This window comes from Blastococcus sp. URHD0036 (assembly GCF_000701365.1).
In the GTDB taxonomy this organism is placed as follows: Bacteria; Actinomycetota; Actinomycetes; order Mycobacteriales; family Geodermatophilaceae; genus Trujillonella.
This window is the reverse complement of record NZ_JNIK01000003.1, coordinates 177,225-199,785: the sequence shown is the minus strand read 5'-3', so window position 1 is coordinate 199,785 and position 22,561 is coordinate 177,225. Positions and strand designations below refer to the sequence as shown.

The window sequence follows — 22,561 nt, the reverse complement described above, 5'->3', positions numbered from 1 at the left end:
CGCCATGACCCCGACGCTGCCCACCACCCTCTGCGTGCCGCCCCGGCCCGGGGAGCTCTGCGCCCCGGTCACCGTCGAGCTGGCCGGGCCGCAGACGTTCCTCGAGATCACCTCCCGGCACCGGATCACCGCGGCGGTGCCGGACGAGGCGCGGGGCACGGTCGCGGTGACCATCGAGTTCACCGATCCGGCCGAGGCGCGCAACGTGCACGTCCGCTTCGACCTGCAGCCGGCGGACGCGGAGGTGGGCTCCCGCACCCGGCTGCTCGCGCGGTACACGACCGGTGGCCGGGCGATGGCCGCCTACGGCACCTACCTGGGCGTCGTCTCCGACGAGAACTAGCGGACAGGACGGCGGGCACCGAACGGGCTTGACGGCACACTTGCATTTTGCAAGTGTGACCGCATGAGCCTCTTCATCACCTGCCCGGTCGAGAACGTCGAGCGCGCGACCGCGTTCTACCGCGCCCTCGGATGGACCCTCAACCCCGACATGTCCGACCACAACGTGTCGTGCTTCGCGATCACACCCGGGCAGTACGTCATGCTCGGCAGCCGCGAGATGTACGCGAGCGTCGGCGGCACCGAGGAGCTGATCGGGGGACCCGGCACGCCCTCGAAGGTCACGGTCTCGTTCGACCTCGGCAGCCGCGAGGCGGTCGACGAGCTCGTCGAGCGCGCCGGCGCCGCCGGCGGGCGGATCGGTGACACCGACGACTACCCCTTCATGTACCAGCGCCAGTTCGACGACCCCGACGGCTACCACTACTCGCCGTTCTGGATGAAGGCGGACGGCGACCCGACCGCGTGAGCGACCTCGCTGCGGCCCTCGACGTCGTCGGCGCACGGTGGGCACTGCTCATCGTGGAGCGGCTGCTCGACGGGCCGCAGCGCTACGGCGACCTGCAGCGCGAGCTCGGGGTGCCGACGAACATGCTCGCCACCCGCCTGCGCGAGCTCGAAGCGGCCGGCGTGCTGACCCGCCTGCCGCTGCGGCACAACACCCGGGCCTACGCGCTCACCGATCGCGGGCTCGCCCTGCGCGAGGCGATCGACGCGCTCGGCCGCTGGGGCACCCGAGGAGGCCCGGGGGGCTAGCGGTCCTCGGGTCGGCCCCGGCGGCGGAGCTCGCCGCGGGGGCGGGTGACCTGCAGGCCGGAGCGCTCGGGATCGGCGTCGGCGATGCGGTCGCGCAGCTGCCGGACGTTGCCCAGCTCGAAGTGCGCCGCCCGCAGCAGGTACTCGCCCAGCGCCAGCCGGGAGTCCAGATCCGGCTCGGCGTCCAGCCCGAGCTCGTGCATCCGCCGCCGGCTCCACACCAGGTCGGCGATCTGCTCCTCCAGCTGCGCCAGCCGGCGGTCGAGCAGTGCGACCAGCTCGTGCGGCTCGGTGAAGTGGCCGAAGTACACCCGCAGCAGCGCCGGGTCCTTGACCACGACCTGCTCGTCGGCGGCGGGGGCGGCAGCCCAGCGGCGGACCAGCTCCTCGCCGCGGTCGGTCGTCCGGTAGACGACGCTGCGGCGCAGCCGGCCGAGCGGGACCTCGCGCTCGGTCACCAGGCCGAGGTCGCGCAGCCGGAAGAGCTCCCGGCGGATGTGGCTGACGGCGGGGGACCAGTAGAACCAGCGCAGCGTGAAGTCGCAGCGCTTCTTGATCTCCGCGGCCGTCAGCTCCTCGTCGAGCGTGGCGAGGATGCCGAGCACCGTGTACGCCGTCGGGGGCAGACCCTCGGCGGCAGCACCCTCGGCGGACGACGGCTCGGCCATCCCGTCAGCCTAGGACCGGCGCGGATCGATGTCCCCGCCCTCTGCCCATCCTCACCATCATTGGCTAGATTGCACTCACAAGGCGACGAGGAGGTCTCCGCGTGGGCAGCAGCACCGCCACCGACTTCAGCACCCTGATCCGCGAACGACTGGCGGGCTACGGGGCCGATCCGGTCATCGAGTTCGAGGGCACCTGGTACACCGGCGAGGACCTCACCGGCATCAGCTCCCGGATCGAGGAGCTGGCCCGCGCGGCGGGGGTGCCCGAGGACGCGCCGGTCGCCCTCGTCGTCCGCAATCGGGTCCCGCACGCCGCGGCGATGATCGGGCTGGTCGGCGCCGAGCGCTCGTTCGCCCTCGTCTACGCCTTCCAGTCGGCGGAGTCGATGGCCCGCGACGTCGACAAGCTGCGGCCCGCGGTGCTGGTCGCCGACCGCGAGGACTGGACGGCGCCCGTGGTGGACGCGGCCCGTCGCTGCGGCACGGTCGGCCTCGCGCTCTCCCTCGACGGCGAGCGGGTCTCGGTCGTCGAGGGCCTGGACGTCCTCGGCCCCGGTCCGTTCGCCGAGCCGCCCCCGGAGCCGTCGGTGCAGGTGCTGACCAGCGGGACGACGGGACCGCCGAAGCGGATCGCCATCCGCATGCCGGTGCTCGAGCGCGCCGCCCAGAGCGCCCTGATGGCGCGCCCGGCGGGGGAGCCGACGCCCTCGGTGCTCTTCGCGCCGTTCGGCGGGATCAGCGGGGTCTGCAGCCTCATCGCCGTCCCGTACGCCGGCGGGCGGACGGTGCTGCTGGAGAAGTTCTCCGTCGAGGAACTGGTCGCCAACGTCAAGCGGTTCGGGCTCAAGGCGCTCGGTGGCCCGCCGGCGGTCATCCGGATGATCCTCGGCGCCGGCGTGCCGCGGGAGGACCTCGCGTCGGTGCAGCTGTACATGGGCGGGGCCGGACCGCTGGAGCCGGAGCTGAAGCAGCGGTTCGAGGAGGAGTACGGCATCCCCGTCCTGTGGTCCTACGGGGCGACCGAGTTCGCCGGCGGCGTGCTCACCTGGACCTGGGACCTCTACCAGCAGTTCGGCGCGGCCAAGCGGGCCAGTTCGGGCAGGCCGTACCCCGGCGTGCGGGTCCGCATCGTCGACCCGGCGACCGGGGACGAGGTGCCCACCGGGGAGCGGGGGATCCTCGAGGCGCAGGTCGAGATGCTCGGCCCGGAGTGGATCCGGACCAACGACTTCGCGTCCCGCGACGAGGACGACTTCTTCTACCTGCACGGGCGGGCCGACGGCGCCATCAACCGGGGCGGCTTCAAGGTGCTCCCGGAGAGCGTGATCTCCGTGCTGGTCGAGCACCCGGCGGTGCAGGACGCCGGTGTCGTGGGCGCGCCGGACGAGCGGCTGGGCGAGGTGCCGTTCGCGGCCGTCGAGCTCGTGGGAGGCGCCGAGCCGCCGACGGAGGCCGAGCTGAAGCAGTTCGTCCGCGACCGGCTGCCCGCCTACGCGGTCCCGGCCCGCGTCCTCGTCGTCGACCGGCTCCCGCGGACCGGCTCCCTCAAGGTCAGCGTGGAGGGCGTGCGCGCGCTCGCCGCGGGCTGACCCGGCGCGGCCGCGCGAGCGTGCGATCCTGGCCGTATGGCCACGCCCCTCCCGGACGGCGCCGCCGGGGGCGTCCCGCGCCCGGTCCGGCGCCCGAGGATCGAGGTCAGCCGGGACGACGTGCTCGACACCGCCGAGGAGCTGTTCGGGGCGCGGGGGTACCGCGGCACGAGCCTCCAGCAGGTCGCCCAGCGGTGCGGCTTCTCGGTCGGTGCGGTGTACCTGTTCTTCGCCAACAAGGAGGACCTGCTCGCCGAGGTGATCCGCCGCCGCGGCGGGCGCCTGACCGAGCTCACCCGCGTCTGCGCCGGGCGGGAGGGGTCGGCGATCGACGTCCTCGTCGCGTGGGTCGACGTGGTCATCGGCTTCCACCGGCAGCACCCCGGGTTCGGCCAGCTGTCGGCCCGCATGGTGGCTCCCGGCGGGGAGCAGGAGTTCCCGCGGTCGCTCGGGGCCTTCGCCGAGCGGCGCGACGAGGCGCTCGCCCCGGTCGTGGACCTGGTGGCCCGCGGTCAGCGGGAGGGGAGCATCCGCGCCGGGGACCCCGTGGTCCTGGTGCGGCTGCTGTCGGCGCTCGTGACGGCCCACCACGGCATGGACCCGGCCCTGCTCGGCACCTCGGTGGTCGTCGACGACGACGACTTCCGGGCCTTCGTGCGGGACGCCTTCGCCGCAGCGCGGTAGTCGCCGGCCGCCGGCGCCCGGCGACCGCGGGCAACGCCCCTGGGGGGGTACCTCGGGCGTCGCCGGATGTCGAGAATATCCAATCTCAATCATTACTTCTTTAGCGTTGACACCCGTGAGGCCGTGTTCAATGCTGTGACCCAGGTCGCACCGCCCCCGGCGACCCGGGCAGCCGTGTCCCAGCGCCGCCCACCACGTCCGGGGGGACCACCGCGCACCGTCCCGAACGGCGACACGGAGGAACCCGTCCGATGACCGAGCCGCTGCTCGTGGTCTCCCATCTCCACATGCACATCGGCACCCCGCGGGGCGCCGTCCGTGCGGTGGACGACGTCTCGCTCGCCATCGAGGCCGGCCAGGCGCTCGGCGTGGTCGGTGAGTCGGGCTCGGGGAAGTCCATGCTGGCCCGGGCGATCATGGGCCTGCTGCCGCCGCGCGCCGCCCGGTCCGGGTCGATCCAGTTCAAGGGCCAGGACCTGATGACGCTGCCGGTCAAGGAGCAGCGCGACCTCTGGGGCAAGCAGATCGGCATGGTCTTCCAGGACCCGGGCCGCTCGCTGAACCCCGTCGTCCGGGTCGAGCGGCAGCTCACCGAGGGCATGCGCAGACACCTCGGCGTCGGCCGCTCGGAGGCCCGCACCCGGGCGGTGCGGCTGCTCGACGAGGTCGGCGTCCCCGATCCGGAGGCCCGGCTCGGCAACTACCCGCACCAGATGTCCGGGGGCATGCGGCAGCGCGTGATGCTGGCGATCGCCCTGGCCTGCGAGCCGGACCTGCTGATCGCCGACGAGCCGACGACCGCGCTCGACGTGACGATCCAGCGGCAGATCCTCGACCTGCTCCGCCGCGTGCAGACCAGTCGCGGCATGGCGATGATGCTGATCAGCCACGACCTCTCCGTCGTCGCGGGCCGCACCGACCGCGTCGCCGTCATGTACGCGGGGCAGCTCGCCGAGACCGGGGCCACGCGGGAGGTCTTCGCCGCCCCCCGGCACCGCTACACGCACGCGCTGCTCGACGCCACTCCCACCCTGCACCAGGAGCGGCACGCCCGGCTGCGGGTGATCGAGGGCAGCCTGCCCGACCCGACGGCACCGCCGCCGGGCTGCCGGTTCTCCCAGCGGTGCACCGCGCCCGTCGAGGGCTGCGCCGAGGGCCCGATCCCGATGGAGTCGGTGGGTGCCGACCACCGGGTCGCCTGCCTGAACCCGGCCGGTGCGCCCGACCTCGTCGTCGCGGGAGGGAGCTCCGATGGCCGGTAGCGGTGCCGCGCACCTGCGCGGGGACGAGGCGCTGCTGAGCGTCGAGGACCTGGTCGTCGAGTACCGGACGTCGGCCGGCGTCGTCCAGGCGGTGTCGAAGGTCAGCTTCGACGTCCTGCCGGGGGAGACGCTGGGCATCGTCGGCGAGTCCGGCTGCGGCAAGTCCACGACCGGCCGCGCGGTGCTCCGCCTGGACACCGTCACCTCGGGGAGCATCCGGTTCCGGGGGCGGGCCATCGAGGGGCTCGACGAGCGCGAGATGCGCGCGCTGCGCCGCGAGATGCAGATGATCTTCCAGGACCCGGTCGGGTCGCTGAACCCGCGCCGGCCGGTGCGCGAGCTCGTCGTCGAGGGCCTCGACATCGCCGGGGCGTCCCGGAAGGACCAGGAGGCGGCGGCCGGGCGCGTCCTGGAGGCGGTCGGGCTGGCCGACGACCGGTTCCGCGACCTGCTGCCGCGCCGGCTGTCGGGCGGTCAGGCGCAGCGGGTGGCCATCGCCCGCGCCCTGGCCGTGGAGCCGCAGCTGCTGATCTGCGACGAGCCGGTGTCGGCGCTCGACGTCTCCGTCCAGGCGCAGATCCTCAACCTGGTCGAGGACCTCAAGCGCGACCTCGGCCTGACGGTGGTCTTCATCGCCCACGACCTGAGCGTGGTGCGCACGGTGAGCGACCGGGTGCTGGTCATGTACCTGGGCAAGCTGTGCGAGTTCGGCGAGCCCGAGGCCGTCTACGCCTCGCCGGCCCACCCCTACACGCGCGCCCTGCTGGACTCCGTGCCCCAGCCCGACGCGGTGGACGGCTTCACCGGGCCGGCCCTCGAGGGTGACCTGCCCTCCCCGCTGTCGCCGCCCACGGGCTGCCGGTTCCGCACCCGGTGCCCCCGGGCGGACGAGCAGTGCGCCGCCGAGGAGCCGCAGGTGGCCGAGATCCGGCCCGGGCAGTTCGCCGCGTGCCACCACCCGCTACCCGTTCCCGAGGTCCTGGCCGCCGCCGGCGGCGCGGCGGTCCCCGTCCCCGCCAGGAGCTCCGCATGACCCTCTCCGGCACGCTCCGCAAGGTCGCCCGCAGCGTCCTCGTGGTGTTGCTCGTGACCTTCATGGTCGTCGCCCTGCTGAGTCTGGCCCCGGGCTCGGTGGCCACGATCATCCTCGGCCCCGCCGCGACCCCGGAGTCCGTGGCCGCGCTCAACGAGGAGCTCGGGCTGAACGACCCGGTGTTCGTCCAGTACTGGGACTGGCTGGTCAACGCACTGCACGGCGACCTGGGCACGTCCCTGCTGACCGACCTCCCGGTGACGGAGATGATCGCCGACCGGCTCCCGGTCACCCTCGAGCTGGCGCTCCTGGCGCAGGTCATCGCCCTCGGGATCGCCGTTCCGCTGGCCGTCGCGGCAGCCGCGCGGCCGGGCAGCGTGGTCGACCGGTTCACCAGCGCGATCGCCTCGGCGTCGCTGTCGATCCCGGCCTTCGTGGCCGCGCCGATCCTCGTCTACTTCCTGGCCCTGCAGCTGGACCTCTTCCCGGTCTCGGGCTGGAACGACCTGTCCGAGGGGCTCGGGCCGAACCTGGAGAGCGCGCTGCTCCCGGCGTTCGCGATCGCCCTGGCGGAGATCGCGGCGTTCCAGCGGCTGCTGCGGACCGACCTGGTGAGCACGCTGCGCGAGGACTACATCGCCGCCGCCCGCGCCAAGGGCATGTCGCCGAGCTTCGTGATGATGCGGCACGCCTTCCGGCCGTCGTCCTTCTCGCTGATCACCCTGCTGGCGATCAGCACCGGCCGGCTGCTGGGCGGCACGGTCATCGTGGAGACGCTGTTCTCGCTGCCCGGCCTGGGCTCGCTGGTCGTCAACTCCATCACCGCGCGGGACGTCGTCGTGGTGCAGGGCGTCGTGGCCTTCATCGCCGTCGTCTACGTGGCGCTCAACACCGCCGTCGACCTGGGCTACGGCCTGCTCGACCCCCGCGTGCGCAAGGAGGTCAAGGCGTGACCCAGATCGACTACCTCGACCAGACAGGCGGGGCACTGTCGGAGGTCGTCCAGAGCGAGCCGGTCGTCCCCGTCGTCCGCCGGAAGCGGTCGGTGTCGGTCGGCCTCTCCTGGTCCTGGCTCGTCCTCGTGGTGGTGCTGGCCGCCCTGGTGCCGCTGCTCCCCGTGTCCGACTTCGACGTCGCGGCCGGCCCGCCGCGGACCCCGCCCGGCTTCGGCAACGGGCTGGACCTCTTGCTAGGAACCGACAACTTCGGCCGCTCGGAGCTCTCGCGGATCCTGTACGGCGCCCGGGTCTCGCTGGTCGTCGGCCTCGTCGCCGGGACCGTCGCCTTCGTCATCGGGACGTTCCTGGGGCTGCTCGCCGGCTACTTCGGCCGCTGGGTGGACGCCGTCATCACCTACGTGACCGACGCCCTGCTCGCGTTCCCGCCGCTGATCCTGCTGCTGTCGATCTCGGCGGTGACCAAGCCCAGCCTCTTCACCCTCACGGTGGGGCTGACGATCCTGGTGATCCCGTCGTTCGTCCGGTTGTCCCGCGCGAACACCATCTCCTGGCGGTCCCGGGAGTTCGTGCGGGCGGCGCGGAACATGGGGGCCACCAGCCCCCGCATCATCCGGCGGGAGATCCTGCCCAACGTGCTGCCGACGGTGGCCTCCTACCTCCCGCTGGTGATCGCGTCGCTGATCGTCGCCGAGGGCTCGCTGAGCTTCCTGGGCCTCGGCATCCCGGCGCCGACGCCGAGCTGGGGCGGGATGATCGCCGCCGGCAAGGACTCCCTCGACGACGCGGCGTACCTCGTCCTGGTCCCGTCGGTGGTGGTGTTCCTGACGGTGTTCGCGCTCAACCAGATCGGTGACTCGCTGCGGGCCCGGTTCGACCGCACCGCGAGCGACTGAGCGGGCGCGTCCCGTCGGCGCCGGCAGCCGTCCGGACGTCCGTGGGCGATGTTATGCGATAGTTACCATCATTGTTCTAATAGCTGTCGCGTGGCTCACGCTGCTCGGGCCAGACTCTCGTGAACGCCCGCTCAATCCGATCACCGGATGGAGCGGCACCCCCGATCGAAGAGGACCCGCGATGCCCCGCAGACGGAACTCCCTACTCGTCCTGGCCGTCACCACGGCCCTGGCGCTCAGCGCCTGCGGCGGCAGCGACGACGACGGCGGGGGCGGGGGCGGCTCCGAGGGCTCCGGCGAACCGGTGGCCGGCGGCACCGCGGCCATCGGCATGGTCAGCGAGCCGCGGACGCTGGACCCGGCGTACCTGAGCAACAACCTGACGACCAACTCGCTGGTCGGCAACGCGCTGTACGGCCAGCTGGTCACCAACGACCCGATCACCGGCGAGATCAGCACGTCGATGGCCGAGAGCGTGGAGACCACCGACGGCGGGACGACCTACCGGCTGGTGCTGCAGGAGGGGCTGACGTTCTCCGACGGCACGCCGCTGGACGCCGCGGCGGTGCAGGCCAACTGGGACCGCGACCGCAGCATCGAGCTCCGGGCGCCCGTCATCGCCGTCGCCATCAACATCAAGACGACGACGGTGGTCGACCCGCAGACCCTGGAGTTCACACTCAACAGCCCGACCCTCGCCTTCGACCAGACGATCGCCACCAGCGCGCTCAACTGGATCGGCTCGCCCGCCGCGCTCGAGGGCGGCCAGGCCGCGTTCGACGCAGCACCCATCGGCGCCGGCCCCTTCGTGCTCGAGACCTGGAACCGCGGCGGCGCGATGGAGCTCGTCAAGAACGAGAAGTACTGGGATGCGCCCAAGCCCTACCTGGACGGGCTGACGCTGACCGCGCAGAACGACGCGCAGCAGCGGTTCAACACGCTGCAGAGCGGCCAGGCCGACGCGATCCTGAACAACAGCCCGGTGATCACCTCGCGCGCCGAGGAGGCCGGCATCACGGTCGCGGTGCCGAGTGAGCCCAACGGCGGCAGCACCGTCGTCTTCCAGACGCAGGTGGCCCCGTTCGACGACCCGCGGGCCCGCGAGGCGGTCTACAAGGCGATCGACCTCGACGTCGTGCAGAGTGCGGTCTTCGAGGGTGAGGGCACCGTGCCGCTGTCGCTGTTCGGTGAGGACTCGCCGTTCTACACGGGGGAGTACCTCTCCGGCTCCGACCCGGAGCGGGCGCAGGAGCTCTTCGACGAGCTCGCCGACGAGGGCACGCCGCTGGAGTTCACCATGGTCACCTTCCCGACCACCGAGGCCCTGGCCGTCGCCCAGTCCATGCAGTCGCAGCTCGCGGCGTTCGACAACGTGACGATGGAGATCGACAACCGGGACTTCGCCGGTGCCCAGGGGGCGCTGGTGGGCGGGCAGTTCCAGGCCAGCATCGCCGGCCTGCAGTTCGTCGACCCCGAGCCGCAGCTGTACTCGGGCCTCTACTCCACGTCGTTCCTCAACTTCTCCAAGATCAGCGACCCGGAGATCGACGAGGCGCTGGACGCCGCCCGCGTGGCGACGGACGACCAGTCCCGCATCGAGTACTACACGACGGTGGAGGAGCGGGTGGGCGAGCTGTACCCGTTCATCATCTGGAGCGCGACCCGCGAGAACGTCCTCGGCGACCTGCAGGGCGTCGGGCTCTACGGGACCGGTTCGGTGCTGCTGGACGGCGCCTGGCTGGAGCAGTAGGCCGCACGCGGCAGCGGCGGGCGCGGTCCCCTTCCCGGGGACCGCGCCCGCTGTGCGTCGTGGGCGGACTGGTCAGGGACGGGCGCAGACGCCGGCGCAGGCCATGCGCGCCAGCCAGCCGCCCAGCGCCGCGGGGTCGTGCACGTCGACCGAGCGCAGGCCGCTGAGCGATCCGGCCTGGCTCAGGGTGAGCGCGATCCACTCCTCGGCCGCCGCGGCCGAGACGCCGGACCGCAACTCGCCACCGGCGGCGGCGCGCTCCACGTAGGGGCGGACCATCGCCGCGACCCGCTCGCGCTCCCGGCCGGAGCGCAGCGCGAGGAAGCGCGCCAGGCTCTCGTCGCCGGCGGCGAGGTGCTCGCCCTGGCGGTACCGGATGCCGGTCGCGGCCAGGACCTCCGCGACGACCGCGACCGCGTCGCGCAGGGTGGTCGTGCGCCCGGCCCGCTCGGTGATCGTGGCCGTGTCCCGCCGGCGCTCGAAGTCGCGGATGGCGTTGAACAGTGCGCCCCGGTCGACGAAGTGGCGGTAGAGCGTCGCCCGGGACAGCCCGGCCGCGACGGCGACGTCCTGCATCGTCGTCTTGGCCCGGCCGTACCGGGTCACGCAGTCCATCCCGGCCCGGAGGATGCGGTCACGGGTGTCGGGATCGGCCGCCGTCTCCGCGGGCTCCGGCAGCGCCGTCATGCAGGCCGCGTGTTGTGCCGCAGCTCGCGGAACGGCAGCACCCGGTCCTCGCTCGGCTCGCGGGGCAGCCCGAGCAGCCGCTCGGCGATCGCGTTGCGCTGCATCTCCGTCGTCCCGCCGCCGATGCCGTGGCTGGACAGCCGGTGCAGGCCCCAGTTCTCCTCGCCGGCCGGCCAGGCCGCGGCACGGGCGCCGGCGACGGCGAGGTCGATCTCGCCGGCGCGCGGGCCGACCGCCCCGGCCATGGCCTTGAGGATCGCCGCCGCCGGACCGGGCAGGTCGCCGGCGCGCAGGGCCGAGCCCACCCGCTTCGTGGTCGCGGCCATGACGGCGTTCAGCACCCACCGCTCGCCGATCAGCGCGCGCACGGCGGGGTCGGTGTCGCGGCCGACCTCGCGGGCCAGGTCCAGCAGTGTCGGGTCCAGGCCGATGCCGGTGTCCTCCTGCTGCCCGCGCTGACCGGCCAGCGACCAGCCACGGCCGATCGCGCTGCGCTCGTTCACCATCAGCGTGGTCGCCACGCGCCAGCCGTCGTCGACCTCGCCGACGACGTTCTCCGCGGGAACGAAGACGTCGTCGATGTGCTCCTGGCAGAAGTCGGCGCTGCCGTCGAGCAGCCGCACGGGGGCGATCTCGATGCCGGGGGTGCGCATGTCGACGACGAACATCGTCAGGCCCGCGTGCTTGGGGACGTCGGGGTTGGTGCGGGCCAGGCAGATGGCCCAGTCGCCGTAGTTGCCGCCGGTGGTCCAGATCTTGGCGCCGTTGAGGACGAAGCCGCCCTCGGTGCGGTCGGCGCGGGTGAGCAGCCCGGCGAGGTCGGAGCCACCGCTGGGCTCGGAGAGGAACTGGCACCAGATCGCGTCGCCGCGCAGGATCGGCCAGATGTGCCGGCGCTTGAGCGTCTCGCTGCCGTGCGCCAGCAGGGTCGGGACGACGACGTTGAACGCGTTGCCGAACTCCTCCGGCATGCGGAAGTCGGCTGCCTCCTCGCGGAACGCCTCCTGGTGCGCGGCGCTCAGGCCGAGGCCGCCGTACTCGCGGGGCAGGTGGACGCCGGCGAGGCCGCCGTCCCACAGCGCGCGCTGGATCGCGCGGGACCGGGCCACGCCCTCGTCGTCCCACTGCAGGAACGACTCGCCGGGGGTCTTCAGCGGCACGTGGGCGGTCAGCCAGGCGCGGGCGCGGACCCGGAACTCGGCCACGCTCTCCTGCTCCGGCGCCTCCTGCTGCGGGACCTCGATGACGTCGGTCATGCCGCCACTCCTTCCGCGATGTCCACGAGTGCGCGCTGGTGCGTCTCGGGGCTGCCCAGGAGCACCTCGTTGCTGATGACCCGGCGGAAGTACAGGTGCAGGTCGTACTCCCACGTCATGCCGATGCCGCCGTGCAGCTGGATGCAGTCGTGCAGGGTGGCGGTGCTGCGCCTGCCGACGTGCGCCGCGGCCACCCGGGGCGCGATCGCCGCGTCGGGCCGGTCCTCCTGCACCGAGCGGGCCGCGTGCGCGGTGATCGCCGCGGAGCCCTCCAGCCACATCCGGTGGTCGGCCATGCGGTGCTTCAGCGCCTGGTACGAGCCGATCGGCCGGCCGAAGGCGACCCGGTCCTTGGCGTACTGCACGGTCATCTCCAGTCCGCGCGCGGTCGCTCCGGTGGTCTCGGCGCACTGCAGGACGAGGGCGACCCGCAGCTGGTGCTCGATGTCGGCGCCGGCGCTCCCCGCCGCACCGACCAGGGTGCCGGCGCCGGCCCGCACGCCGGAGAGGCGGACCGTGGCCAGGCGCCGGGCCAGGTCGAGGGTCTCCAGCGGCTCGACCTCGACGCCCGGGGTGTCGCGGGGGAGGAGGAACTGCGCCGGTCCCTCGTCGGTCGCCGCGCTGACGAGCAGGAGGTCGGCGGCCGCGGCGTCGGGCACGTAGGAGGCGACGCCGTCGAGGCGGTAGCCGTCCCCGTCCGGCGTGGCGCTGACCGGGAGCCGCCGGGGCAGGGCGTCGTCAGGACCGGCGTACGCCCAGGTCGCGATCAGCTCGCCGGCGGCGATGCCCGGGAGCACCCGCTCGGCCAGCTCCGGGGAGGCCGCCCGGGCGAGGCCGGCCGCGACCACGTTCGTGACCAGCGCCGGGCCGGGGTGCACCAGCCGGCCGAGCTCCTCGGCCACGATCGCCGCGTCGACCAGCGCCTCGCCGGAGACGCTGCCGCCGCCGAGCTCCTCGGGCACGAACATCGCGTACCAACCGAGCTCCGCGACGGCGGTCCACGTCGCGCGGTCGAACCCCAGCGGGTCGCCGATCAGCTCGCGCACCCGCTCGACGGGGGCGCGGGCCTCGAGCGCGCGCCGGCAGGTCGAGCGGAACAGCTCCTGGTCGTCCGACAGGCCGAAGGCCATGCCGCCTCCTCGAGGTGTCTGGGGCCGGAACCGCGCTGCGAACCACGCCGGGCCCTTGCCGGGCGGACGATACGTGCGATACAAGTTCGGTAGCAAGTGTCTCATCCGACCCGCCGGTGACGGCGGGCATCGAGAGGTGGAAACCCGTGGCGCGACCCAGGCAGGCGGCCATCGCCGGCGTCTACACGACCAAGCAGGGCAAGCTGCCCGACCGCACGTCGTTCTCCCTCCAGCTGGAGGCGATCAAGGGTGCGCTCGACGACGCCGGGATCCCGATCGAGGAGGTCGACGGGATCATCCCGCTGAGCATGTCCGACCACCTGCCGGGCACCACGGCGCACCAGTTCTGGGCCAACCAGCTGGGCGAGCGCCCGCTGGGCCTGATGGAGACCGGCGGGGCCTCCGGCGCCCTGGCCAAGGCGGCGCTGGCGATCGAGAACGGCATGTGCGAGGTCGTCGTCCTCTTCTACGGGAAGGCCGGCTCCCTGGTCGGCCCGCGCGGCACCGCGATGCCCGACCGCGCCCCCCGGGTGCCGGACTGGAGCTTCTACCAGTCGGGCGCCTACATGACGACGTGGTACGCGCTGTGGGCCCAGCGGTACATGCACGAGTTCGGCGTCACCCACGCCGACCTGGCCGAGGTCGCCGTCTTCACCCGGCACCACGCCACGCTCAACCCCGACTCGATCATGGGCCGCAAGGGCGACATCACCGTCGAGGACGTGCTGAACAGCCGCCCCATCTGCGAGCCGCTGAACCTCCTCGACTGCTCGCTGGACAACGACGGCGGCTACGCGGTCGTCATGACCTCCATCGAGCGGGCCCGCTCCAGCAAGAAGAAGCCGGTCCTGGTCCTCGGCGGCGCGGAGTCCACCTACACGGACTTCTACGTGACGATCAACGACCCGTGGTTCCCCGAGGAGGGCAAGGCGGTGCGCCGGGCGACCGACCGCGCCTTCGCCATCGCCGGCATCGACCGCGAGGACATCGACGTCGCCGGTCTCTACGACTGCTTCACCATCACCACGATCCGCGACCTCGAGGAGATGGGCTTCTGCAAGCTCGGCGAGGGCGCGGACTACGTCAAGGAGGGGCACTGCGCCCTCGGCGGGAAGATGCCGACCAACACCGACGGCGGCCTGCTCTCCAACAGCCACGCCGGTGACCCGGCGGGCATGCACACCATCGAGGTGGTCCGTCAGCTGCGCGGCGAGTGCGGCGAGCGGCAGGTCCCCGACGCCAAGCTCGGCGTCTCGCTGCAGCAGGGCTGGGCGGTGCACGGCATGGCCGGCGTCCTCGTCATGGCGACCGAGTGACCGGCCGCGGCCTCCCCACCCCTCAGACCTCAGGAGAGCGACGATGACCTACCTCAAGCCCCTGCCCCAGATCGAGCCCCGCAACAAGGAGTTCTGGGACGGCCTGGCGGCCGGCGAGTTCCGGGTGCCGAAGTGCGACAACTGCGGCCACTACAACTGGGTGCCGTACCCGGCCTGCCGGTCCTGCCTGTCGGAGGCCCAGACCTGGACGCCGGTCAGTCGGGACGCGACGGTGTGGAGCTTCAGCCTGGTCCACCGCGGCCCCGGGGCGTTCAACGACGACGTCCCCTACGCGGTGGTGCTGGCGAAGCTCGCCGAGGAGCCGCGCAGCTGCATCGTCCTGGGCAACACGACCGGCATCGCCCCCGAGGACCTCTACATCGGGATGCCGCTGCGGATCGTGTTCGAGGAGATCCCGGGCGAGGACGTCACCGTCTTCCGGTTCGCCGCGGCCGACGCCGCCGAGCCCGACGACGCGGACGCCGCGCTGAGCGCGGAGAACCAGCCGGCCACGGTGGCCTGACGGTGGACCTCTCCCTCACCGAGGACCAGCAGGCGCTGCGCGGGTCGGTCGCCGAGCTGTTCGAAAAGCAGGCGACGCCCGAGCGCGTCCGGGCGGCGGAGGCCGTCGGGCACGACGCGGCGCTCTGGCGGGTGCTCGTGCAGTCGGGCATCCCGACCATGGGCGTGGCCGAGGAGCTCGGCGGCGGCGGGGCGACGGTGTCCGACCTCGTCGTCGTCGCGATCGAGGCCGGCCGCCGGGTCGCCCCGGTCGTCCTGCCCGAGGTGCTGACGGCGGCGGCGCTGCTCGCCGGCCCGGCCGCGGGCGCCGACCTGCTGGCCGGGGTGGGGGAGGGGACCGTCCTGCCGACGGTCGCCCTGCGGCCGCTGCGCGACGGCACCGCCGGCCCCGTCGCGGGGGCGGCGGTGGCCGACGTCGTCGTGGCCCTGGACGGCGAGGAGCTCGTCGTCCTGTCGCGGCGCGAGGGGGTGGCGGTCGAGCCGCTGCCCGACCTCGGGGGCGCGGCGATCGCCGAGGTGTCGACCGCGGTCTGGTCCCAGCGGCTGGTGCTCGCCACCGGCGACGAGGCGCGCCGGGCGCACGCCGACGCGGTCTCGCTGTGGCGGGTGCTCACCGCGGCGGCGCTGGAGGGGCTGCGCCAGGAGGCGCTGCGGATCGGCGTCGACTACGTCAAGGACCGGCACGCCTTCGGTGTCCCGATCGCCTGGTTCCAGACCGTCCAGCACCGGCTGGCCGACCTGGCGACCGCCGGCGACGGCGCGGAGCTCCTCGTGCACGAGGCGGCCTGGGCCCGCGACGCCGGATCGGTGAAGGCCGCGGCGCTGGCTCGCATGGCCCTGCTCTTCGCCGGGGAGACGGCGTTCGCCACGGCCGCGGCGAGCCTGCACTTCCACGGCGGCTACGGCTACACCCTCGAGTACGACATCCAGCTCTACTACCGGCGGGCCAAGGCCTGGCAGCTCGCACTGGGTGCTCCCCGGTACGAACTGCGCGCCCTCGCCGCCGACCTGTTCGCCGGAGAGGCAGCCTGATGGACTTCACCGAGCACGACTCCCTCGCCGAGTTCCGCAAGGCGGCCACTGCCTGGGCCGACGAGCACGTCGATCCCGCCTGGGTCGACCTGGAGCACACCACCGGCACGCACCACAACCCCGAGCTGCACGCTCTGCTCGGGGCACAGGGGCTGCTGGGCGCCGGTTGGCCGGCTCAGTACGGCGGCACCGACGTCGACCCCGCCTACGCGCTGGCGGTCTTCCAGGAGATCGGCGCCCGCGGCCTGCGGATGGACGGCTGGGTCACCACCGAGATGGTGGCCCGCACGATCCTGCACGTGGCCACCGAGGAGGCCAAGCAGGAGATCGTCCCCGCGGCGCTGCGCGGCGAGGTCGTCATCGTGCTCGGCTACACCGAGCCCGGCTCCGGATCGGACGTCGCGGCGGCGAAGATGCGGGCCGTCCGCGACGGCGACGAGTGGGTGGTCAACGGCTCGAAGATGTTCACCAGCACCGCCCACATGGCCACCCACGTGTTCCTGCTGACCCGCACGAACACCGAGGTGTCCAAGCACAAGGGCCTGACCCTCCTGCTGGCGCGGCTCGACGACCCCGGCGTCGAGGTCCAGCCGGTGCACACCCTCGGCGGCCAGCGCACCAACGCCACCTTCTACAGCGACGTGCGGGTGCCCGACACCCTGCGCATCGGCGACGTCGACGGCGGCTGGGGCGTCATGCGCGTGGCCCTGGTGCACGAGCGCGGCACCGCCACGGCCCCGGGTGGGCCGACGCTGGTCGAGCAGGTCGCGGCGTGGGCCCGCTCGGCACCGGGCGCCGACGGCGCACCGCTGCTGGACGACCCGACCGTCGCCGAGCAGCTGGCCCGGCTCGCCATCGACGAGGAGGTCGGCCGGCTGCTGGGCCTCAAGGTCCGCTGGGTGGCCTCGACCGGCGGGATGCCGGGCATCGAGGGCTCGATGCAGAAGCTGCACTCCAGCGAGGCCGAGCAACGCCGCGTCGACGTCCTCACCGACCTGCTCGGGGAGCAGGCGCTGCTCGCCGGGGACGCCGGGCCGCTGCACGGCGCCGTCGAGTGGGCCCTGCGCAAGGCGCCGGTCAGCACGATCTACGGCGGCAGCAGCGAGGTCATGCGGGAGATCGTCGCCGAGCGGCGGCTGGGGCTGCCGCGCAGCCGGCCGATCGGGTGAGCGGGGACGCCGCCGACGTCCTGGCCGTGATCCGGGTGCTCAACGGGTACGCGTGGGCGCTGGACACCCGGGACTGGGAGGGGCTGCGCGAGGTCTTCGCCGACGACCTCCGTGCCGACTACGGCGCGTTCACCGTGTCCGGCGTCGGCGAGATGGTCGAGCGGATGCGGGTGTCGCACGCGCACGTCGACTCCACCCAGCACCTGATCGGCAACCACGACGTCGAGGTCGCCGGGGACACCGCCCGGTCCCGGTGCTCGGCGATCGTCACGCTGCGGCGGGCGGGCCGGCCGTCGCGCATCTACCGGACCGGTGCCTGGTACGCCGACGAGCTGGTGCGCACGCCGGCCGGGTGGCGGATCGCCGTCCGCACCGCCACCGGGATCTGGTCGGAGGGCGACCGCACCGTCCTGCGGCCACCGGAGGACTGAGCCGACCGCGGGAGCGGACCGGGTCCACCGGGGCGTTGGCCCTCTACCGGCCACTCCTCCCGGTCGGGTGGCCGGTGGAGGGCCAAGGCCTCGCGCGGGAGCCCCGGTCGCGTGCGGCGACCCGCACCTTGCGCCTCGTCCGACTATTCGACAATCATTGTAATGTTGGGATGCGAGCCGCACCGTCGTTGCCGGGCGCGGCCAGAACCAGTCCTGGAGGGCCAGTCATGACCACGTCGGAGACCGCCGGGCTGTGTCCCGTGACGACGCGATCCCCCGGGGAGGGTGTGCCGCCGCGGCCGGTCATCGACCTGGACGTACACGGCGAGCGCTTCTCCGAGCAGAACTACGACATCTACCGCGAGCTCCTGCAGACCGCCCCGGTCGCCTGGGACGAGCGCAACGGCGGCTTCTGGATGCTCACCGGCTACACGCCGGTCTTCGAGGCCACGAAGGACGACGACCTGTTCCTCTCCTCGCCCGGCACCGGGCTGCCCAAGGACGGGCAGGAGGCGCTGGCGGCCGGCACCGGTCCCATCCCGATCGAGATCGACCCGCCGGAGACCCAGCAGTACCGCAAGCCGGTCCTCGGCCTGCTGTCACCCAAGGCCGTCGCGAACATGGAGCCGGGCATCCGGGCGGCGGCCGACGAGTTGATCGACCAGTTCATCGAGTCGGGGGAGGGCGACCTCGTCCAGCAGCTCAGCACGCCGCTGCCGGCCCTGATGGCCCTGCGCATCCTCGGGATGGACGAGAGCCGCTGGCCGGAGTTCGTGCACTGGATCCACACGATCATCCACGGCGACCGGACCGAGGCCGGGGAGTCGCAGATGGCGCTCTTCGGGGAGGTCGCGAAGGCCCTCGAGGAGCGGGCCGCGCTCGAGGAGAAGCCCGACGACGTCCTGACCGCGATCATCACCTGCCAGGTGAACGGCGAGACCATCGGCTTCATGGAGCAGGTCCGCTACGTGTTCCTCGTGATGCTCGGCGGCATGGACACCACCAGCGGACTCACCGGCAACAGTCTCGAGCGGATCGCCCGGGACCCGGCGCTGCGGCAGAAGCTCATCGACCGGCGGGAGCTGCTCGAGCGGGCGACCGAGGAGTTCCTGCGGGTCGGCACGCCCACCCAGGGTCTGGCCCGGACGCTGTCGCGCGACGCCGAGTTCCACGGCCAGCAGATGCGGGCCGGCGAGCGGGTGATGCTGATGTGGGCCGCGGCCAACTACGACCCCGCGGAGTTCGCCGACCCGGACACCGTCGACGTCGAGCGGTGGCCCAACCGGCACATGGCCTTCGGTGTCGGCATCCACCGCTGCCTGGGCTCGAACCTGGCGCGGACGATGTTCCAGGTCATGATCGACCGGGTCCTCGACCGGCTGCCGGACTTCGAGCTGACCGTCGACGAGGTGCCGCGGTTCGAGGACGCGGGCAACGTCTACGCCCCCACGACCTTCCCGGTCCGGTTCACCCCCGGCCCGCGGGTGGGTCCGGCGAGCTGATCCGGGGACGGGGGAGGCGGGCCGCCTCCCCCGTCCCGGGCGTCAGTCCTGGTACGTCCAGGGCGTGCGCGGCTCCTGGGCGGGCAGCGGGTTGAGCTTGCCGCGGAACTCCTCGAGCGGGGCCGAGAAACCGCCCTCGATCGTGGTCTTGCGGATCCGCCAGCCCTTCTCGGTGCGGACGAAGTCGTTGACCCGCTTGGACAGCGAGATCACCGGCTGGTTCTCCCGGTGCCAGAACATCCCGAGCATGTTCGAGTACTGCACCGCGGTGTCCCCGGTGACGACGACCTTGTCCGCGACGCTGGTCTGGAACACGTAGGGGAGCGGGCCGTCGTCGCCGTAGAAGTAGTGCCAGTACTCGTAGACGGCCTCGCGCCCGCGCGGGCCCTTCCCGGGCTCGTGCAGCTGCGCGACCTCGATCGTCGCGTCGTCGGTGAGGCAGTCGAGCGCCTCCATGCGGCCGGCCTGCAGGCCGTTGAAGCCGCCGGTGCAGGCGTGGTGGAACTCGTAGAAGACCTCGGTGATCTCACGGACGTCCTCGAGCTCCTGGAGCCGGGCGGCCAGGGCGGCGTACTGGGGGTCGGTGCTGGACACGGTGCTCCTCGATCGGGGACTGAACGGTGTTCAGCACGCTAGGTCGCGACGCGCGTCACGGTCAATGGCGCCACTGCCTTGTGGTCGCCCGACCGGTCGGGTAGACCCTTCACTAGTCATCTTTGCCCTGATGGGCCTCGTGCCACCCGGCCTCGTACCTGGAGATCTCCATGCCCCCCGCAGTCGTCGACCGCTCCGTCCTGCCCGAGCCCGGCTTCCTCATCGGCGCGGACAAGATCACGACGCACGACGGCGAGGTCTACGAGCACCGCTACGCCGCCACCGGGGAGGTGACCTACGCCGTCCCGCTCGCCGGCCAGGGGGAGGTCGACGCCGCGGTGGCCGCCGCCCGCGCCGCGCTCCCGGCCTGGAAGCGGATGCCGGGCAACGAGCGCCGCCGGCTGATGCTGGCGTTCGCCGCCGCCGTCCGGACCAGCACGAGCCTGGCTCCGGTCATCACCGTGGAGAACGCCTACCCGCTCGCGTTCACCCCGTACTTCACCAACTGGGTCGCCGAGCTCTTCGAGTTCAACGCCGGCTACGCGGACAAGATCGGCGGCGAGGTGGTCGCGACCTTCCCCGGCCCCGCGTTCGACTACACGCTGGACGAGCCGTACGGCGTGGTCGCGGTGATCGTCCCCTGGAACGGGCCGTTCGTCTCCTTCGGGCAGTGGCTGGCCCCGGCCCTGGCGGCCGGCAACACCATCGTGATCAAGCCCCCGGAGATGGCGCCCTACACGTGCCTGGCGCTGGCCGAGCTCGCGCTCGAGGTGGGCTTCCCGCCCGGCGTCATCAACGTCGTCCCCGGCGGGGCGGTCGCCGGGACGGCGCTCACCAGCCACCCCGACGTCAACAAGATCTGTTTCACCGGCAGCGGTGGCACGGCCAGCCGGATCATCTCCGCCTCCGCGCCGAACCTCACCCCCACCGCCTTCGAGCTGGGCGGCAAGTCGGCGCGGATCGTCTTCGCCGACGCCGACCTGCAGGCGGCCGCGCAGCGCACCCTGCTCGGCACCGGCCAGGCGTGCATCGCCGGCAGCCGGGTGCTGGTCGAGGCGCCGGTCTACGACCAGCTCGTGGAGATGTCAGCGGCGATGGCCAAGCAGGTGCCGATGGGCGACCCGTTCGCCGCGGGCACCATGGTCGGGCCGGTCATCAGCCAGGGGCACGCCGACCGGATCCTCGGCTTCGTCGAGCGGGCCAAGGAGTGCGGCACCGGCCGCCTGGTCACCGGCGGCGAGCGGGTGGGCGGCGAGCTGGCCGACGGCTACTTCCTCGCGCCGACGATCTTCGCCGACGTCGAGAACTCCGCCGAGATCGCCCAGGAGGAGATCTTCGGGCCGGTCACCGCCTTCATGCGCTTCGAGACCGAGGAGGAGGCGGTGGCCATCGCCAACGACTCCCAGTACGGCCTCGCCGCGCACATCGAGACCAACGACCTGCGCCGGACGCACCGCATGGCGCGCGACCTCGACGCCGGCACGGTCTGGATCAACGGGTTCGTCGACCTGCCGGTGGGTGCGCCCTTCGGTGGCGTCAAGCGCTCCGGCTACGGCCGGCAGGGCGGCATCTGGGGCATCCGGGAGTTCGTCCAGGCCAAGAACGTCTGGATGCCGCTCTAGCCCCGAGCCCCACCACCACGAGGAGTGGCACGTGTCCGGACGCATGCAGGGCAAGGTCGCACTGGTCACCGGGGCGGCGCGAGGTCAGGGCCGGGCGCACGCCGTCCGGCTGGCACAGGAGGGCGCCGACGTCATCGCCGTCGACGTCTGCGCCGGGTTCGACAACACCCAGTACCCCGCCGCGACGACCGAGGACCTCGCGGAAACGGTCCGCCTGGTCGAGGCCCTCGACCGGCGGATCGTGCACCGCGTCGCCGACATCCGCGACCTCGAGGGCCTGACGGCGGCGGTGGACGCGGGGGTCGCCGAGCTCGGGCACCTGGACGTCGTCGTCGCCAACGCCGCCATCGTCGTCATCCAGCCCTACGACAAGGTGACCCCGGCGATCTGGCAGGAGGTCATCGACGTCAACCTGACCGGGACCTGGAACACGGTGATGGCCGCCGTGCCGCACCTGGTGCAGGCCGGTGGTGGGTCGATCGTCCTGGTGAGCTCGGTCGCCGGGCTCAAGGGCCTGCCGTTCCTCGTGCCCTACGTCGCCGCCAAGCACGGCGTGGTCGGCCTCATGCGCGCCTTCGCCACCGAGCTGGCCAAGCACAAGATCCGGGTGAACTCGCTGCACCCGACGGCGACCGACACCCCGATGAACCAGATGGAGTCCACGGAGGGGCCGCACCCCATCGAGGCCGACCCCAAGGTCGCGCCGATGCTCTGGAACCACCTGCTCGACCTCGGGCCGGTGGGCATGGTCGACCCGGTGGACCAGGCCAACGGGATGCTGTTCCTGGCCTCCGACGAGGCGCGGTTCGTGACCGGCGTGACGCTCCCGGTCGACGCAGGCTGCAGCATCTTCTGATGGCCGACTCCCTGGACGACGGCCCGCTGACCCGACTGCTGGCCGAGCGCGCGATCGAGCGGCAGCTCACCACCTACTGCCGGGCCATGGACCGGTGCGATGCCGACCTCGGCCGGTCGGTGTTCGCGCCGGACGCCGAGGCCGACTACGGCGACATGTACCGCGGCACCGGCCCGGGGTTCGTCGACTTCGCGCTGGCCTCGCACGCCGGCATGGACGCCCACGTGCACCGGATCTCCAACGTCACAGTCACGGTCACGGGGGCGACGGCGGGCAGCGAGTGCTACGTCGACGCCCGTTTCCGGCTCAGCGGGCCGGACGGTCCGCTCGAGATCGCCTCGAGCGGCCGCTACGTCGACCGGTGGGCGAAACGGGACGGCGCCTGGGTGATCACCGCACGGCGGTACCTGCACGCCATCGACTGCATGCGGCCACTGGAGAACCCGATGTTCGGCACCACGGGCACCCGCGACACGACCGACCCCTCGTACACGGTGCTCTGAGGGCC

The 22,561-nt window shown here is 72.8% G+C and carries 24 protein-coding genes; 19 read left to right on the top strand and 5 right to left on the bottom strand.

Annotated features, from left to right (window positions below):
- Window positions 1-4 precede the first annotated feature (4 nt).
- The 3 genes from N555_RS0103550 (at window position 5) to N555_RS0103540 (ending at window position 1,098) form a co-directional block, all read left to right on the top strand.
- Window positions 5-343, top strand: a complete 339-nt coding sequence (locus N555_RS0103550) for a hypothetical protein (protein ID WP_029430126.1) — start codon at window positions 5-7, stop codon at window positions 341-343.
- 63 nt (window positions 344-406) lie between these two features.
- A complete protein-coding gene (locus N555_RS0103545) occupies window positions 407-811 on the top strand; it encodes a VOC family protein (RefSeq protein ID WP_029430125.1) in 405 nt (134 codons plus the stop codon).
- On the top strand, window positions 808-1,098 hold the full coding sequence (locus N555_RS0103540; RefSeq protein ID WP_029430124.1) for a winged helix-turn-helix transcriptional regulator: 291 nt from the start codon (window positions 808-810) through the stop codon (window positions 1,096-1,098). Before N555_RS0103545 ends, N555_RS0103540 begins: the two co-directional genes overlap by 4 nt.
- Here the strand turns inward: N555_RS0103540 and N555_RS0103535 are convergent.
- The gene (locus N555_RS0103535) at window positions 1,095-1,766 is read right to left on the bottom strand and encodes a PadR family transcriptional regulator (protein WP_029430123.1); all 672 of its coding nucleotides are present in this window, start codon (window positions 1,764-1,766) and stop codon (window positions 1,095-1,097) included. The genes N555_RS0103540 and N555_RS0103535 overlap by 4 nt on opposite strands.
- A 101-nt stretch (window positions 1,767-1,867) precedes the next feature.
- Here N555_RS0103535 and N555_RS0103530 point away from each other — a divergent pair, with 101 nt between their 5' ends.
- The 7 genes from N555_RS0103530 to N555_RS0103500 all read left to right on the top strand — a co-directional run bounded on the left by N555_RS0103530 (window position 1,868) and on the right by N555_RS0103500 (window position 9,936).
- On the top strand, window positions 1,868-3,355 hold the full coding sequence (locus tag N555_RS0103530; RefSeq protein ID WP_029430122.1) for a class I adenylate-forming enzyme family protein: 1,488 nt from the start codon (window positions 1,868-1,870) through the stop codon (window positions 3,353-3,355).
- 36 nt (window positions 3,356-3,391) lie between these two features.
- Entirely contained in the window at window positions 3,392-4,039 is a 648-nt protein-coding gene (locus tag N555_RS26565) for a TetR/AcrR family transcriptional regulator (protein WP_051683691.1), read from the top strand.
- A gap of 251 nt (window positions 4,040-4,290) precedes the next feature.
- Window positions 4,291-5,301, top strand: coding sequence for an ABC transporter ATP-binding protein (locus N555_RS0103520; RefSeq protein ID WP_034508601.1), 1,011 nt, complete (start codon window positions 4,291-4,293; stop codon window positions 5,299-5,301).
- Window positions 5,291-6,334 carry an ABC transporter ATP-binding protein gene (locus tag N555_RS0103515; protein WP_051683689.1) on the top strand — a complete coding sequence of 348 codons (1,044 nt, stop codon included), beginning with the start codon at window positions 5,291-5,293 and terminating at the stop codon, window positions 6,332-6,334. The genes N555_RS0103520 and N555_RS0103515 overlap by 11 nt, the downstream gene beginning before the upstream one ends.
- Window positions 6,331-7,287 carry an ABC transporter permease gene (locus tag N555_RS0103510; protein WP_029430118.1) on the top strand — a complete coding sequence of 319 codons (957 nt, stop codon included), beginning with the start codon at window positions 6,331-6,333 and terminating at the stop codon, window positions 7,285-7,287. The genes N555_RS0103515 and N555_RS0103510 overlap by 4 nt, the downstream gene beginning before the upstream one ends.
- Window positions 7,284-8,186, top strand: a complete 903-nt coding sequence (locus N555_RS0103505) for an ABC transporter permease (protein ID WP_034508598.1) — start codon at window positions 7,284-7,286, stop codon at window positions 8,184-8,186. The genes N555_RS0103510 and N555_RS0103505 overlap by 4 nt, the downstream gene beginning before the upstream one ends.
- Before the next feature lie 181 nt (window positions 8,187-8,367).
- Window positions 8,368-9,936, top strand: a complete 1,569-nt coding sequence (locus tag N555_RS0103500) for an ABC transporter substrate-binding protein (RefSeq protein ID WP_029430116.1) — start codon at window positions 8,368-8,370, stop codon at window positions 9,934-9,936.
- A gap of 72 nt (window positions 9,937-10,008) precedes the next feature.
- Here N555_RS0103500 and N555_RS0103495 read toward each other — a convergent pair whose 3' ends face one another.
- Genes N555_RS0103495 through N555_RS0103485 form a run of 3 tightly spaced genes read right to left on the bottom strand, consistent with a single transcriptional unit; the run spans window position 10,009 to window position 13,009 of the window.
- Window positions 10,009-10,623: a TetR/AcrR family transcriptional regulator gene (locus N555_RS0103495; RefSeq protein WP_029430115.1), complete on the bottom strand. Its 615-nt coding sequence runs from the start codon at window positions 10,621-10,623 to the stop codon at window positions 10,009-10,011.
- Window positions 10,620-11,879 carry an acyl-CoA dehydrogenase family protein gene (locus N555_RS0103490; protein WP_029430114.1) on the bottom strand — a complete coding sequence of 420 codons (1,260 nt, stop codon included), beginning with the start codon at window positions 11,877-11,879 and terminating at the stop codon, window positions 10,620-10,622. Before N555_RS0103490 ends, N555_RS0103495 begins: the two co-directional genes overlap by 4 nt.
- The gene (locus N555_RS0103485) at window positions 11,876-13,009 is read right to left on the bottom strand and encodes an acyl-CoA dehydrogenase family protein (RefSeq protein ID WP_029430113.1); all 1,134 of its coding nucleotides are present in this window, start codon (window positions 13,007-13,009) and stop codon (window positions 11,876-11,878) included. Before N555_RS0103485 ends, N555_RS0103490 begins: the two co-directional genes overlap by 4 nt.
- A 146-nt stretch (window positions 13,010-13,155) precedes the next feature.
- Between N555_RS0103485 and N555_RS0103480 the strand changes: the two genes are divergently transcribed.
- The 6 genes from N555_RS0103480 (at window position 13,156) to N555_RS0103455 (ending at window position 18,981) form a co-directional block, all read left to right on the top strand.
- Window positions 13,156-14,325, top strand: a complete 1,170-nt coding sequence (locus N555_RS0103480; RefSeq protein ID WP_029430112.1) for a thiolase family protein — start codon at window positions 13,156-13,158, stop codon at window positions 14,323-14,325.
- Window positions 14,326-14,368: 43 nt separating this feature from the next.
- Complete coding sequence (locus N555_RS0103475; protein ID WP_051683686.1) at window positions 14,369-14,848, top strand: Zn-ribbon domain-containing OB-fold protein; 480 nt, start codon at window positions 14,369-14,371, stop codon at window positions 14,846-14,848.
- 2 nt (window positions 14,849-14,850) lie between these two features.
- Complete coding sequence (locus N555_RS0103470; protein ID WP_029430110.1) at window positions 14,851-15,879, top strand: acyl-CoA dehydrogenase family protein; 1,029 nt, start codon at window positions 14,851-14,853, stop codon at window positions 15,877-15,879.
- Window positions 15,879-17,048 (top strand): acyl-CoA dehydrogenase family protein, encoded by a 1,170-nt coding sequence (locus N555_RS0103465; RefSeq protein ID WP_029430109.1) that lies wholly within the window; start codon window positions 15,879-15,881, stop codon window positions 17,046-17,048. Before N555_RS0103470 ends, N555_RS0103465 begins: the two co-directional genes overlap by 1 nt.
- Window positions 17,045-17,479, top strand: a complete 435-nt coding sequence (locus N555_RS0103460; protein ID WP_029430108.1) for a nuclear transport factor 2 family protein — start codon at window positions 17,045-17,047, stop codon at window positions 17,477-17,479. The genes N555_RS0103465 and N555_RS0103460 overlap by 4 nt, the downstream gene beginning before the upstream one ends.
- Before the next feature lie 227 nt (window positions 17,480-17,706).
- Window positions 17,707-18,981 carry a cytochrome P450 gene (locus N555_RS0103455; RefSeq protein WP_081865957.1) on the top strand — a complete coding sequence of 425 codons (1,275 nt, stop codon included), beginning with the start codon at window positions 17,707-17,709 and terminating at the stop codon, window positions 18,979-18,981.
- Window positions 18,982-19,023: 42 nt separating this feature from the next.
- Here N555_RS0103455 and N555_RS0103450 read toward each other — a convergent pair whose 3' ends face one another.
- Window positions 19,024-19,575, bottom strand: coding sequence for a nuclear transport factor 2 family protein (locus tag N555_RS0103450; protein ID WP_029430106.1), 552 nt, complete (start codon window positions 19,573-19,575; stop codon window positions 19,024-19,026).
- A 170-nt stretch (window positions 19,576-19,745) separates the two neighbouring features.
- Between N555_RS0103450 and N555_RS0103445 the strand changes: the two genes are divergently transcribed.
- The 3 genes from N555_RS0103445 to N555_RS0103435 are packed head-to-tail and all read left to right on the top strand — an operon-like array spanning window position 19,746 to window position 22,556.
- Entirely contained in the window at window positions 19,746-21,197 is a 1,452-nt protein-coding gene (locus N555_RS0103445; protein ID WP_029430105.1) for an aldehyde dehydrogenase family protein, read from the top strand.
- Window positions 21,198-21,228: 31 nt separating this feature from the next.
- Window positions 21,229-22,053 carry a mycofactocin-coupled SDR family oxidoreductase gene (locus N555_RS0103440; RefSeq protein WP_029430104.1) on the top strand — a complete coding sequence of 275 codons (825 nt, stop codon included), beginning with the start codon at window positions 21,229-21,231 and terminating at the stop codon, window positions 22,051-22,053.
- Window positions 22,053-22,556, top strand: coding sequence for a nuclear transport factor 2 family protein (locus N555_RS0103435; RefSeq protein WP_029430103.1), 504 nt, complete (start codon window positions 22,053-22,055; stop codon window positions 22,554-22,556). Before N555_RS0103440 ends, N555_RS0103435 begins: the two co-directional genes overlap by 1 nt.
- Window positions 22,557-22,561: the final 5 nt, after the last annotated feature.